At 66.1% G+C, this 13,514-nt stretch carries 15 protein-coding genes; 1 reads left to right on the plus strand and 14 read right to left on the minus strand.

The window, feature by feature from the left end; all coding sequences use genetic code 11:
* Nucleotides 1-55: 55 nt before the first annotated feature.
* The 7 genes from hemP to ACFQ2S_RS04210 form a co-directional block, all read right to left on the minus strand.
* Complete coding sequence (hemP, locus tag ACFQ2S_RS04180) at nt 56-220, minus strand: hemin uptake protein HemP (RefSeq protein WP_386073628.1); 165 nt, start codon at nt 218-220, stop codon at nt 56-58.
* Between the two features lie 283 nt (nt 221-503).
* A complete protein-coding gene (locus ACFQ2S_RS04185) occupies nt 504-1,238 on the minus strand; it encodes a peptidase (RefSeq protein ID WP_386072961.1) in 735 nt (244 codons plus the stop codon).
* A 33-nt stretch (nt 1,239-1,271) separates the two neighbouring features.
* Entirely contained in the window at nt 1,272-2,075 is an 804-nt protein-coding gene (locus ACFQ2S_RS04190; protein WP_386072962.1) for a transglutaminase family protein, read from the minus strand.
* Nucleotides 2,076-2,078: 3 nt separating this feature from the next.
* Nucleotides 2,079-3,020, minus strand: coding sequence for an alpha-E domain-containing protein (locus ACFQ2S_RS04195; RefSeq protein WP_386072964.1), 942 nt, complete (start codon nt 3,018-3,020; stop codon nt 2,079-2,081).
* 4 nt (nt 3,021-3,024) lie between these two features.
* Nucleotides 3,025-4,452, minus strand: a complete 1,428-nt coding sequence (locus ACFQ2S_RS04200) for a circularly permuted type 2 ATP-grasp protein (protein WP_386072966.1) — start codon at nt 4,450-4,452, stop codon at nt 3,025-3,027.
* Between the two features lie 135 nt (nt 4,453-4,587).
* Complete coding sequence (dtd, locus tag ACFQ2S_RS04205; protein WP_386072967.1) at nt 4,588-5,040, minus strand: D-aminoacyl-tRNA deacylase; 453 nt, start codon at nt 5,038-5,040, stop codon at nt 4,588-4,590.
* Nucleotides 5,037-5,969, minus strand: coding sequence for a carbohydrate kinase family protein (locus ACFQ2S_RS04210; RefSeq protein ID WP_386072968.1), 933 nt, complete (start codon nt 5,967-5,969; stop codon nt 5,037-5,039). Before ACFQ2S_RS04210 ends, dtd begins: the two co-directional genes overlap by 4 nt.
* A gap of 155 nt (nt 5,970-6,124) precedes the next feature.
* On the opposite strand from ACFQ2S_RS04210, the gene ACFQ2S_RS04215 reads away from it, so the two are divergent.
* The gene (locus ACFQ2S_RS04215) at nt 6,125-6,541 is read left to right on the plus strand and encodes an Hsp20/alpha crystallin family protein (RefSeq protein ID WP_386072969.1); all 417 of its coding nucleotides are present in this window, start codon (nt 6,125-6,127) and stop codon (nt 6,539-6,541) included.
* Between the two features lie 6 nt (nt 6,542-6,547).
* On the opposite strand, the gene ACFQ2S_RS04220 is transcribed toward ACFQ2S_RS04215, so the two are convergent.
* The 7 genes from ACFQ2S_RS04220 to ACFQ2S_RS04250 form a co-directional block, all read right to left on the minus strand.
* Entirely contained in the window at nt 6,548-7,723 is a 1,176-nt protein-coding gene (locus ACFQ2S_RS04220) for a TFIIB-type zinc finger domain-containing protein (RefSeq protein ID WP_386072970.1), read from the minus strand.
* A 13-nt stretch (nt 7,724-7,736) separates the two neighbouring features.
* A complete protein-coding gene (locus ACFQ2S_RS04225) occupies nt 7,737-8,876 on the minus strand; it encodes an SPFH domain-containing protein (protein WP_386072972.1) in 1,140 nt (379 codons plus the stop codon).
* A 27-nt stretch (nt 8,877-8,903) separates the two neighbouring features.
* Nucleotides 8,904-9,830, minus strand: a complete 927-nt coding sequence (locus ACFQ2S_RS04230; RefSeq protein WP_386073629.1) for a DUF2927 domain-containing protein — start codon at nt 9,828-9,830, stop codon at nt 8,904-8,906.
* A 41-nt stretch (nt 9,831-9,871) separates the two neighbouring features.
* On the minus strand, nt 9,872-11,071 hold the full coding sequence (locus ACFQ2S_RS04235; protein WP_386072974.1) for a toxic anion resistance protein: 1,200 nt from the start codon (nt 11,069-11,071) through the stop codon (nt 9,872-9,874).
* Between the two features lie 25 nt (nt 11,072-11,096).
* Nucleotides 11,097-11,990, minus strand: coding sequence for a 5-bromo-4-chloroindolyl phosphate hydrolysis family protein (locus ACFQ2S_RS04240; RefSeq protein ID WP_386072976.1), 894 nt, complete (start codon nt 11,988-11,990; stop codon nt 11,097-11,099).
* On the minus strand, nt 11,990-12,199 hold the full coding sequence (locus ACFQ2S_RS04245) for a hypothetical protein (RefSeq protein WP_386072977.1): 210 nt from the start codon (nt 12,197-12,199) through the stop codon (nt 11,990-11,992). Before ACFQ2S_RS04245 ends, ACFQ2S_RS04240 begins: the two co-directional genes overlap by 1 nt.
* 198 nt (nt 12,200-12,397) lie before the next feature.
* Complete coding sequence (locus ACFQ2S_RS04250) at nt 12,398-13,441, minus strand: M42 family metallopeptidase (protein ID WP_386072979.1); 1,044 nt, start codon at nt 13,439-13,441, stop codon at nt 12,398-12,400.
* Between the last annotated feature and the right edge of the window lie 73 nt (nt 13,442-13,514).

Genomic DNA, 13,514 nt, shown 5'->3' on the forward strand with positions numbered 1-13,514 from the left:
GCAGCCCCCCGGAGCCCCCCGGGATATTTTCGGACAGAAGAAGCTGAAGCGGGCGCTACTTGGTCAGGATGAGCTTGCCGGCCTTGGTGATGCGCAGCGTGTAGACCTTTTCGTTCAGGACGATCTGGGCGAGGCCGTTCTCGCCGGTCATGGCGCGGGCGTCGAAGGTCGGGCGGCCGGGAAGGGCGGCGGAATCGGTGAGGCTGATCGTGTTCATCATGGTCATCGGTGCGACTCGCTCTTGGTCTGGATGGGGGAGGCATGGAGCTCGAGCCCGTGGCAAAGGCCCGGGGCGTTCGGCGACAGGGCGACCGTCTGGGACCTGTGGGGCGTGGCACCTGGCATCGGGCTCTCCTTGAATGCGGATAGCTTACTAAAACACTTTGGTTTGTCAATTCCGATTAATTTAATCGGAAATGCATGGGCGTCGAGCATTCCCCATGCGGACGGGCCCCGCTCCGGAGACCGGACGGGAATCAGCGCATGCCTGTTCCTCCGAGACGTCAGTCCATGTCGTAAGGAGGGAGTTGGCCGAGTGCGTCGCGCAGGGCGCGCCCCCAACCTTCGGAGATCTCGTTGTAGTAGGGGTTGTCCCGGGTGATCCTGTCTTCGTGACCGATCTGGTAGCTGTCCGCGACATAGGTTTGCAGGTCGAAAGGCATGCCGACCGAGAGGTTCGCCTTGAGCGTGGAATCGAAGCTTACCAGCAGCAGCTTGATCGCGTCCGGAAAGGTGAGATCCTCGGAGAAGCCGCGCAGCAGCATCGGCCGGCCGTATTTCGTCTCGCCGATCTGGAAGAAGGGCGTGTCCTCCGAGGCCTCGATGAAATTTCCCTCGGAGTAGATCATGAAGAGCCGCGGTGGGCCCGGATCGATCTGCCCGCCGACGATGATCGTAGCCCCGAAAGCCGAATCGGCGGCCTGACCCTGCTGGGAATGCTCGGAAATGACCTCGCGCAGGGTAGCGCCGACCAGCCGGGCAACCTGAAACATCGAGGGCTGCTCGAGGATTGAGGGATTGCGTTCGCCGATGGCCTTGCTGCGTTCCTCCAGAACGCTCACGACGGCCTGCGTGGTTGCGAGGTTGCCCGCGGTCATCAGGGTGATGAGGCGTTCACCCGGCACGCACCAGCTGTGCATCTTGCGGAAGGTCGAGATGTTGTCCACGCCCGCGTTGGTTCGCGTGTCGGACATGAAAACAAGGCCGCGCTTCATGCGCAGGCCGACGCAATAGGTCATGGGCGTGCTCCGGGTTGCCGCAATGGCAAGAGCCTATTGTTGGACCTGTATGTCAACGCCCAACGTCTCGCTTCCGGCATGGCCGGAGTGCAGGCCGGAGATCGGGGCGGCCTCGGAATAATCCAGCCCGGTGGCGACGCGCACGTAGCGCTCGTCGGGGCAGACTTCGTTCGGCACGTCGAAACCGACCCAGCCGAGGGCGTCGATGTGGACTTCGGCCCAGGCGTGGCTCGCTTCCTGCGACACCTGATCGTTCAGGAGCAGGTAGCCGGAGACGTAACGCGCCGGGAAGCCGAGTTGCCGGGCCGCGGCGATGAACACATGGGCGTGATCCTGGCAAACACCGGAACCGGCCTGGAGCACCTCTTCCGCGGTGGTCGCGGTGGTTGTGGTGCCGGTCTCGTACTTGACCGCTTCCATCACGCGGGCCGAGAGCGCATGGCAGCGCGCGATGTCGTCGTCATAGTCCCCGGACAAACCCTTGACCAGCGAGCGGATCGCCATGCCCTGCTTGGTCAGTGGCGTCTGGCGCTGGAAATACCACAGCGGGGCGTAGCCGCTGTGCCGGCCGATCACGCCGTTGGTGTCGGAGGTCTCCACCTCGCCCTGGCTGGTGACCACGATCTCGTGCCCTTCGCCGCCAAAGGACATGAGCATCACGTCGTTGGCGTTGTGGTCGACGAACTCCAGCTCCTTCTTGCCGCCCGAGACCTGGGTCTGCCAGGTCACGACGTTCTGGCCGATGCCCTGTTTCGGTGTCAGCCGGAGTTGCTGCAGCGCGAAGGGGACGGGCTCGGAGTAGGTGTAGGTGGTCCGGTGCTGGATCGTCAGGCGCATGGCTTATCCATAGAAGCGGTAATCGGATTCGATGGTGGAGCCCAGCCGCGCAAGGTCGGACAGGAAATCCTGGATGAACTCGTGCAGGCCGGCGTCGAAGATCTCCTCGGTCGTGGTCGAGGCGAGGCGTCCGACGAGCGCTTCCACTTGTTCGTGGCAGGCGTGGCGCGTGTCGTATTCTTTCTCGATGTAGGACAGGTTGGCACGCGCCTTGGCGGCGCAGAAGGCCAGAGACCGCGGCATCCGGCTGTCGAGGATCAGGAAGTCCGCGATGCCCATGGCGCTGATGTCCGGCCCGTTCAGCCAGCGATAGGAGCTCTGCCCTCCGACGGCGCGCAGGATGTTCTCCCATTGCACGTTGTCGAGCACGGAGCCGATGTGGCTGACCGATGGCAGCAGCACGTAGTATTTCACATCGAGGATCCGCGCCGTGCTGTCGGCGCGCTCCAGAAAGGTGCCGGCGCGGGCGAAGTTGAACACGTCGTTGCGCAGCATGGTGCCATGGGTGGCGCCGCGGACCTGGGCGTTCTGCTGACGGATCAGGCTGAGAACGGCCGGCAGATCGCGGTCGCTCACCTGCCGAGACAGGGCGGTGCGGATGTTCATCCATAGTTCGTTCACGGATTCCCAGACCTCGCGGGAGAGCGCCGTGCGGACCATGCGGGCGTTGTTGCGCGCGGCCTCGATCATCGACAGCACGCTGGAGCTGTTTGCGGTGTCGCGCAGCAGGAAGTTGACAACCTTCTGCTGATCGAAGGACTCGTTGCTCTCGAGATAGGTCTGGCGGACGCCGGTGGCGTCGAGAATGCTCGACCATTCGTCAGTCGAACTCGCCGGTCGTGTGAGCGCGTTGCGCAAGCCGGCCTCGATGAGGCGCGACGTGTTTTCGCTGCGTTCGAGATAGCGGTACATCCAGTAGAGACCGCCTGCTGTCTTGCCGAGCATTCCGCTATTCCTCCAGCACCCAGGTGTCCTTGGTGCCGCCGCCCTGGCTCGAGTTCACCACCAGCGATCCCTTCTTCAATGCAACCCGCGTCAGCCCTCCGGGCGTCAGGTCGATTCCCTGCGGCGAGACCAGCGCAAAGGGGCGCAGGTCGACGTGGCGCGGCGCGAGGCCGGCCTTGGTGAGGATCGGGACGGTGGAGAGTGCCAGCGTGGGCTGGGCGATGTAGTTCGCGGGCCGGGCTTCCAGCTTGTCGCGGAAGGCGGCCAGTTCCTTCTTGCTGGCAGCGGGGCCGACCAGCATCCCGTAGCCGCCCGAGCCGTGCACTTCCTTGACCACCAGTTCCTTCAGGTTGTCGAGCACGTAGGCGAGGCTGTCGGGGTCCGAGCAGCGCCAGGTGGGCACGTTCTCGAGCAGCGCCTTCTCGCCGGTGTAGAACTCGACGATGTCCGGCATGTAGGAATAGATCGCCTTGTCGTCGGCGATGCCGGTGCCGGGAGCGTTGGCGATGGTGATGCCGCCGGCGCGATAGACATCCATGATGCCAGGCACGCCGAGCATCGAATCCGGACGGAAGTTCAGCGGATCGAGGAAATCGTCGTCGACGCGGCGATAGAGCACGTCGATTGCCTTGTACCCTTCGGTCGTGCGCATGGCGATCCGGCCATCCACGACCCGCAGGTCGGTGCCGTCGACCAGTTCGGCGCCCATGTTGTCGGCCAGGAAGGAATGCTCGAAATAGGCCGAGTTGTGGATGCCGGGCGTAAGCACGGCGAGCACCGGCCGTCCGCTCGTCGCCGGCGGCGCGCAAGCCGAGAGCGAGCGCGACAGGCGCGTCGGATAATCTTGCACCGGGCGCACTCGGATCTTGCTGAACAGCTCCGGGAACATCTGCAGCATCGTCTCGCGGTTCTCCAGCATGTAGGAGACCCCCGAGGGCGTGCGCGCATTGTCCTCCAGAACGTAGAACTGGTCTTCGCCGGTGCGCACGAGATCGGTGCCGACGATGTGGGTATAGACGTTCCCCGGGGGCGAAACGCCGATCATCTGCGGCAGGAAGGCGTCGTTGTTGGCGATCAACTCGACCGGGATCCGACCCGCGCGGAGGATCTCCTGCCGGTGATAGATGTCATGCAGGAAGGCGTTGATCGCCCGCACCCGCTGATCGATGCCGCGGGTCAGCTTGTCCCATTCGCGTGCCGACAGGACGCGCGGCACGATGTCGAACGGAATCAGCCGCTCGTCGGCCTCGTCCTGCCCGTAGACGTTGAATGTGATGCCCGTGCGGCGGAAGAACTGCTCCGCCTCCTGGGACTTCTTGCGAAGCCGAGAGAGATCCTCGCCTTCGAACCATTTGCTGTATTCCTTGTACGGCCGCCGGGGGTCCCCCGTTGGGCCGTGCAATTCGTTGAAAAACGTACCCGTCTCGCTCATGCGATCACCTTGACTGCGCCCGCTGGCGGCCGCAACTGGCTGTTTTCTTTTGCGGCTTCATGTCCGCACTCTTCTGTCGAAGTGTTCACGAACCGGTGGTGTATTGCGACAGTTTTTTGGACCGTTGCACAATATTCAGGCGGTCGATGGGGCGACTTCGAGCCAGATGGTGATCGGGCCGTCGGTGACCAGTTCCACGGCCATGTCGGCGGCGAAGCGGCCGCGTTCGACGGGGGTGCCGAGACTGGCCAGGTGGTCGGCGAAATGCTCGTAGAGACGGCGCCCGGTTTCGGGGTCGGCGGCCTCGGAAAACCCGGGGCGATTGCCGCGGCTGGTGTCGGCGGCGAGGGTGAACTGGCTGACCACGAGGGCTGCGCCGCCGATGTCGGGCAGGGCGCGGTTCATCTTGCCGGCGTCGTCCTCGAAGATCCGCAGCTTGGAGAGCTTGGCCGCGAGTTTCTCGGCCTCGGCCTCGCTGTCGCCGCGCATCGCGCAGACCAGCGCCAGGACCCCGGGGCCGATGGAGCCGATCACCTCGCCATCGACCGTCACGGAGGCGCGGGTGACCCGCTGGATCAGCGCCCTCACAGGCCCAGTTCGGCGGCTGTGGGCGGGTTGGCTCCGGCGCGGCTCACGGTGACGGCGGCGGCATCGCCTCCGAGCTTGAGCGCCGCGGCCAGATCGGCCTCGGGGATGTCCTCCAGCCCTGCCTTGCTCAGCCGGCCGGCCCGCTTGAGACCGGCGAGGAAGCCCGCGTTGAACGTGTCGCCAGCACCCACGGTGTCGACGACCTCGACCCGGTTGGCCGGCACGCTGTGCTGGCGGCCCTCCATGAAGGCGGTCACGCCCTTGGCCCCCTCGGTGACGCAGATCACCTTGGGCCCCTTGGCGAGCAACTGCCCGGCCAGGTCGGCCAGCGTGCCGTCGCCCGCGAGCCAGTGCAGATCCTCGTCTGAGACCTTTACCACGTCGGCGGCGGCGATCATCCGGTCGATCCGGGCGCGGTAGGCGGCCTCGTCCTTGATGAAGCCGGGGCGGATGTTGGGGTCGAGCATTACCAGCCGTTTGCCGCTCTCGCGCAGCGCAAGCGCCTCGTAGGTCGAGGCGCAGGGCTCCACCACGAGGGAGATGCCGCCGAAGAACAGCGCCTCGACCCCGTTGAGCGCTTCGGGCGCCGGCAGGTCGGCGGGGGTGATCATTCGTCCCGCGGTGTTCTCGTCGTAGAAGGCGTATTTCGCGTGGCCCTCGGTCAGTTCGACAAAGGCCAGCGTGGTCGGCCGGTCGGAGCGGGCGCAGAGCGCGTAATCCACTTGGCTCGCCTGCAGCGCGGCCTCGAGCCGGACACCGAAAAGGTCGGTCGAAAGCCCGGTGAAGAAGCGCGACGGCGCGCCGAGGCGACCGAGCGCGATCGCAGTGTTGAAAACCGCCCCGCCCGCGACGGGAGAAAAACAGGGCTCCGATGCGGTGGACACGCGTGGCAGCATGTCGATCAGGGCCTCGCCAGCGCACAGGATCATCGTGTCCCTCCCATCCCGGATTACCGTTTTCATCTCCTAGCGCCGTCCTCGGAAAAGGTCCACAGCCGCCGCCGATCCTGCGTCAGGTCAAGGCGGGCGGGGGGCACGGGTGGTATGATCCAGCCGTTGGGGAATCGCAGTCTTAGGAGGAGGAAATGGTCGAGAAATCCCACACCAGCGGCTTCTGGCCGAGCCTCTACGAGCCGTTCCGCGGCTTCGGCGAACGGGTGTCCGAGTGGGTCGCCCCGGCTGCCGAAGCGTCCGGCGCCGAGAACGCCTACCGGATCGCCGTGGAACTGCCCGGCGTGGAGGAAAAGGACATTGACCTGAGCGTGGAGGAGGGCGTGGTCACTCTGACCGGCGAGAAACGCACCTCGCGCGAGGAGAAGGGCGAGACCTGGTTCTTCAGCGAGCGCCAGTACGGCTCGTTCAGCCGTTCGTTCCGCCTGCCACCCGATGCCGACGGCGCGGCTGTGGACGCCAAATTGAAAGACGGCGTGCTGACGATCACGGTGCCGAAGCGGACGCCCTCGGTCGATCCGTCCAAGCGGGTGAAGATCAACGCCGGGTAGGTTGGGTCAGAACCCCTGGGGCAGGGTGGTGCTGAAACCGCCCTGCTCCTGCCCGAGGTAGAGCAGCAGTGCCGCAGCGATGAGCGCGGCAAGGACAGTGATCGCAATCTTCCAGGCCGAGTAGGGCCGTTCGCCCTTCACCTCGCCGGTGCGCGCATTCACCACAAAGCGATAGGATTTGCCGCGGAAGCGATAGGCGGCGAGCCAGACCGGCAGCAGGATGTGCTTGAAGGTCACGTTGCCGTGCCGGGTGTGGGCTTTGGTGATCTGCTGGTGATCGCCGCCGATGTCGCGGCGAATGTCGGCGGCGATTACCGCGTCCATCTTGCGCTGCGCATAGCCGAACCCGGGTTCCAGGTCGACGGTATAGGCCTCTGCGATGTAGCCGGCGAGGTAATCGGGCCGGAAGGGCACGAGCTTGGCCAGATCCCACGGGTCGAGCGCATCGACATATTGTCGGGGCAGGCTGTCGGCGGCCAGCACAAGAACATCGTCGAAATCCCGCGCCACGCGGCCCTGCACCGCCCGCCAGCGGGTCTTTCGCACCCGCACGTTCTGGCGCTTTCCGTTTACGACGCGGGTCTCGTTGACGTAGTAATCGTCGCCCCGCCGCCCCCGGTACTCGGTGCGGGTGCGGGAATCGTAGGTCCAGAAGGGGACGTAGATTCCCTTCATCCGCCGTCCCTTGCGGGCGTAGTCCTTGAGCCCGCCGGGCGCGAACCAGAGCCGGCCGAGCCAGTCGGACATCGCCTTGCGGGCGGTCTCCTCTGTCAGGGCGAAGGGTAGGACGGCGGTGGGCTTGAGATGCCGCTGGATTCCGGTGTCGGTGACCACGGGAGAGGCGCAGAACGGGCATTCCGTCGCCTGTTCCGCCTCGCCCATCTCGAAACTCGCGCCGCAGCTTTCGCAATGGGCGGTGCGGGCAGAGACGATTTCGCCGGCGGGCAGTTCGCGGCGCAGGGCGCGCTCGTAGTCGAGCTCCTGCAACGCCTCGGCCCATTCGCCGCGACCGCCCGCACTCACATGCTCCACATGCCCGCAATGGTCGCAGACGAGGCTGCCCCGGTCGGCCGAGAAGCGCAGGTCCGCCCCGCAGGCGGGGCAGGGAAAGCGGTGCTGCTCGGCCACGGCTTCAGTGGCCGAGCCGGCCGCGTCGTCGTCTGTCCAGAGCGTGTCGGACACTTTTGCCTCCGGTTCAGGCGCCCGGCGGCGGGGGCGGAGGCAGGATGGTGAAGAGCTGCGCCAGCTCCTGCACGTCCTCGGCCGGTTTCCAGCCATCCTGCCCGGGCGTCCAGACCAGGCTCTCGCGGGTCAGCTCGCCGGCGCCCGCCATGCGGCCCATGTCCGCCTTGGAGAACGGGCCGGAGGTCTGGCCTGCCTTGGCGATGTGCCAGACATGTTCGACAGGCGGCGGCGGTGCCGGATGCACCGCGGCCGGGCCGCCTCGTGACTGTGGGGCGGCGCCCCAAGGACCCTGAGCGTAGCCAGGGTTCGCCATCTGCGCGCCCATGGCCATGCCCATGCCGGCGCCGAGCCCTGCTGCCATGCCGCCACCGGCCGGGTTGCGGGCCGCGGAGGTCATCGCCTCGGCGGCGGAATACTGGGTGAACTTGCCGAGATCGCCCGCCAGCCCCATCGATGTGCGCTTGTCGAGCGCCTCTTCCACCGCCGGCGGCAGCGAGATGTTTTCGATGTAGAACTCGGGCATCATCATGCCGTAATCCGCCAGCACCTCGGAGACCTTGGCGGCGATCAGCTTGCCCATGTCGGCGGTGTTGGCGGCCATGTCGAGCACCGGAATGCCGGAGCCCGCCATCACCCGGCTGCTTTCCTGCACGATGATGTTGCGGATCTGGAAGGTGATCTCGTCCGTGGTGAACTCGCCGTCGGTGCCGACGATCTCGGTCATGAACTTCGCCGGGTCGGTGACTCGGATCGAATAGGTGCCGAAGGCCCGGATGCGGGTCGGGCCGAATTCCGGGTCGCGCAGCATCACCGGGTTCTTGGTGCCCCACTTCAGATCGGTGAAGCGGGTCGTGTTGACGAAGTAGATCTCCGACTTGAAGGGCGACTTGAACCCATGATCCCAGTGCTGGAGCGTGGTCAGGATCGGCATGTTGTTGGTCTCGAGCAGGTAGAGACCGGGGGTGAACACGTCGGCGAGCTGCCCCTCGTGCACGAACACGGCTGCCTGGCCCTCGCGCACCGTCAGCTTGGCGCCGTATTTGATCTCGTGCCCCTCGCGCTCGAACCGCCAGACCAGCGTGTCGCGGGTGTCGTCAGTCCAGTGAATGACGTCGATGAACTGGCCGGAAAGAAAATCGAAGATGCCCATCGTGGCGCTCCTCCTAGATGAATTCTGTCAACTCTCGCCGCCGAGAAGCTCGTTGGCGATCTCGGTCACGATCGGTCGGGCGGTGGCGGCGTCCATGCCGGTGCTGAGACGGCGGTCGTACAATATGCGCAGCAGAAGCTCGTCATGCCGGGTCAGCAGGGCGAACTCCTCGTCGTCGTTGAAGATCGAGGGCCTGGCGGCGGGGCTATCGTTGGCCAGCCCCATGCCCTGCGCCAGCTCCTCGTGGATGCAGGAGAGCCGCAGAAGGTCGGGATGTTCGGCCCTGATGACGGCGACCGCGCGGGTATAGGCCGGGTTGCTGCCCTGCGAGAAGGCGAAGACGAGGCAGAAGGTGTCTCGCTGCATATCCTCCACCGTGCGCACCGCGGTCTCCCCGATCCCCGGGATCATGGCCCGCAGTTGCGGGCCGTAATTGCGGCGCTCATCCTCATGCAGCATCAGCACGTGGAAATTGGCGTTGTTGCCGGAGGTGACGGAGACCGGGTGCCCGGACGCAATGGCGAGCCGCCGCGCATAGGATTGCAGCGACGCGGTGTCCTTGCTGCGCTGATCCGGCGAAATGGTCTCTCCGAACACCATCTGCATCCGCACCGGGGTTTCCCAACGGCGAAGCTGGCTTTCCGTCTGCTCCGCCACAAGGGTGCCGGCGCGGGAGACATATTCGTCGTAAAGCGCGATGCGGATGAAGTTCTTGGCCAGTGTATGCGCCGCGAAGGGCGTGTCCGGCCCGCCACCGTCGGTGCGCAGCAAGCCCTGAGCCAGGAGGTCTGCCTGCACCCGGGCGTAATGCTGTTCGAGATCGTAGGATGCGCGCGACCGGGTGGAGGCCGACAGGTCGCCCGTGGTCGCCGTGGCTTCGGGACGGGGCGGCGGAGCGGGAACGGGCCCGCTCGGCGCTGTCGCCTCGCAGGCTGCAAGCAATGCCAGCGACATCGCCAGCAGGCCGTTCCGTGCTGCCGCCCCGCTCCGCAAGATCAACCTGCCGGGACCGCGGTCGAGGCGGTGTCGCCCAGACCGGTCTTGCGGGCCTTTGCAGAGGCCAGCGTGTCGCGCAGTTCGTGTTCCATCTTGATCAGCTCTTCCTCCGCGGCCGCGCGGCGCGCCTTGCCCTCGTCGGCGATGGCGAGGCTCTCGTTGATGGTGGCGATCAGGTCCGCATTGGCCTGCTTCACCGCCTCGATGTCGAAGACTCCGCGCTCCATTTCCTCGCGCACGACCTTGTTGGTCTCACGCAGGTTCTTGGCGTTGGCGGTCAGCAGCTCGTTGGTCAGGTCGTTGGCCTCGCGCACCGCGGTCGCGGCCTCGGCAGACCGTTGGATTGTCACGGCCTGCGCCAGTTGCGTCTCCCACAGCGGCACGGTGTTGACCAGCGTGGAATTGATCTTTGTCACCAGCGACTTGTCGTTTTCCTGCACCAGCCGGATCGACGGCAGCGACTGCATCGTCACCTGGCGCGTCAGCTTCAGGTCGTGCACCCGGCGCTCCAGATCGTCGCGGGCGGCGCGGATGTCGCGTAGCTCCTGCGCCTTCATCACCTGATCGGCCTCCGGCGCCGCCGAGACCTCGGCCTCCTTGGCCGGGATGACCGAACTGTCCATCTCCTGCAACTTGGCCTCGCCAGCGGCGATGTAGAGCGCCAGCTCGTCGTAGAAATTGAGGGTCTTGTCGTAAAGCAGGTCGAGCGACTTGATGTCCTTCAGCAGCTTGTGCTCATGGCCAAGAAGGTTGTCGGTGATCCGGTCGATCTGGCCCTGCACGTCCTCGTAGCGGGCGACAAAGTTGGCGAAGGGCGCGGTGCGACCGAGGAGCTTCTCCCACCAGGTGCGCTCGCGGCGCACGTCCAGCTCGGAAACCGAGAAACCTCGTATCGTGCTCACGATGTCGCGCAGGCTGTCTCCGGCGGGGCCCACGTCCTTGTTCTTGACGTCGGCGAGCATCGCCTGCGAGATCTCCTGCAGTTCGGCCTGGGCGGCAGAACCGAAGGACACGATCGAATTCGTGTCGCTCATGTCGATCTCTTGCATCCGCTTGCGGATCTCGGCCGAGACCGGCGCGTCGGCGGCCTCTAGAGGCACGATGTCGGCAGCGGGTGCCGGCTCTGGCAGTATCACGGATGTAACCTCTTCCACCTGCGTCAGCACTTCGGCGGCTTTCTTCTGAACTTCCTGCGACATGTCGGTGCCTCCTCAAAATTCCGTTTCAATCCATTCTCACGCCTTCGCGCTGCAACCGGTCGCGCAGCACTTCGATCTCGACGTCGAGCGCCGTTCGGTCGGAGACCATCAGCGTTTCGGTCTTGGCGCTGAAGTTGCGCTCGAGATCGTCCAGCAGGGCGACGTAGTTCGCCTTGGCCTGCTGGTCGCGGTTGCGGGCGTAGATGTCCGCGAACTTGATCGTCGCCTCGGCCGCGCCCTGCAGGTAGACGACGAGGAACTTGCGCGCAGCGGTCAGGTCGCGCGGATCTTCCTCGACGGTGCGGCACATGTGGCGGGCGGTGGCCTGGAAACCTTCGACCCGGCGCTCCAGCCCACGGTCGCCGGCGCGCTGGATCGCGGCGCCCATGCGGGCGAGCTGTTCCTCGGCCTCGTCGACGACGCGGGCGACGCGGTCCTGCTGGAAACTGTCCACGCCGTCGACGTTCTTGTTCGCCAGCGGATCGATGCCGAAAGCGGTCAGATGCAGCACGACGGCGATCGCCCCGTAGAGCAGCGCCTGCCCGAGGTTGCCGCCGTCGCCAGCCATCAGCGCCAGCACGAGGCCGAAGCCGGTCAGCACGGCGGCGATGATCTTGCGGGGCAGGGCCGGGCGGCGCGCGACCTTGCGGGCGTCATAGGCGGCCTCGGCCTTGAGGCCCTCCGACAGGGTGAAGACGGAGAACACGAGCACCGCCGCGGCCGCCAGGTCCAGCGCCATGCCGGCCGGGCCATGGCCGAATGCGGAGAAAAGCAGCGGGATCGGCGCGAGATAGAGCAGATTGACGCGCGCGGCGCCCCGGGCTCTTTGCGCGGTGGTGGGACGGGACGGCGCGGACGATGCGCCGTTGCCGGTGGTCCCTGCGTCCGGTGAGTACTTGCCGCCGTATCGCTGGGCCATCACATGCCTCCGATCATGCCGAGGGAGACGCCGAAGATGAGCACCCATAGCAGGATGAAGGCGATCCGCGGCACCAGCCCGCTTGCCATGGGGCCCTGGTCAAACGCCTTTCCCGCCGATCCGGCGAGCGCGGCCCCGGCCAGCGCGATCCCGACCACCAATGCGATCATGACGACCAACGCCAAAGCGAGAGACATGAGGATTCGCATGTGGTTGCCCCCTTCGACCCACCTGTTCACGTTTATACGACATGGATGTGAACCGGGCCAGCGTCAAGGAAAGCCACGGCAATTCCGGCCGGGGGCTCCCGCCCGTCGTCGGCGCATCGAGGATGCGCCTCTTCCCGTTGGGCTGGGCCGCGCGCGTTCCGCGCGCGGAACGCGCGACCTGCGCGCCATCCCGCCCGGTCAGGCCTTTGCCTTGGAAAGATAGGCCACGAGGATGTCACGCGCGGCGGCGAGATCCCTGCGGTCGATCATCTCGGTCACGGTGTGGATGTAGCGGGTGCCGACCACGATACCGACCGCCCGCGCCCCGGCCGCGGCCTGCTGGGCGGCCGCGCCGTCCTGGCCGCCAGCGCGCAGCATGGTGCGCTGGAAGGGGATGCCTTCGGCTGTCGCGAGGGCGTCCATCTCTGCTACCAGCGCCTTGTCGGCGATGAACGAGCTGTCGCGCACGTGCAGGCCGAAGCCCTTGCCCTGCTCGGTCGTCCGGTCCTGCTCCGGCACGCCGGGCGTGTCGCAGGCCAGCGTGGTGTCGATCCCGAGGCCGATGTCGGGCTGGACACGGAAGGCGGCGGTGCGCGCCCCGCGCAGTCCGACCTCCTCCTGGGTGGTGAAGGCCACGTGGATCTCGGACGCATGCGCCGCATCGCCGAGCCCGCGGATCGCCTCGATCCCCAGCCAGCAGGCGACCCGGTTGTCGAGCGCCTTGGAGACGAACTTCTCGCCCATCTCGAGGAAGGGCTCGTCCATCACCACCATGTCGCCGATCTTCACACGCTCGCGCGCCGCTTCGCCGAGGCCGGTGTCGACGATGAACTCGTGCACCTCCGGCACCTTCTTGCGATCTTCCTGCTTGGTGATGTGCACGCCAGGCCCGGCCGGGTTCATCACCCCCTTGAGGTCGCCGTCTTCGGTGCACACCAGCACCCGGCGCGCGAACAGCGTGCGCGGATCGAAGCCGCCAACCGGTTGAAGATGCAGGAAACCCTTCTCGGTGACATGGCTGACCATGAAGCCGATCTCGTCCATGTGGCAGAGCAGCATGACCTTCTGCGGCGTCTCTGCCCCGCCGCGCGCGTCGCGGCGGCACAGCAGCGAGCCCATCGGATCCACTTCGACGTGATCGAACAGCCCCTCGAGCTCGGACAGGATCAGGTCCCGCACCCGCTCCTCGTGGCCGGGCACGCCCGGGGTCTCGCACAGCCGTTTCAGCAATTCGGTGTTCATGATGATATCCCGCCTCGACAATCCTGTTTGCCCGCGACCCTAGTGCCGGCCGCGCCAGACATTCAACCGCGAA

It is taken from the genome of Tropicimonas aquimaris (assembly GCF_042676185.1).
Lineage (GTDB): Bacteria > Pseudomonadota > Alphaproteobacteria > Rhodobacterales > Rhodobacteraceae > Tropicimonas > Tropicimonas aquimaris.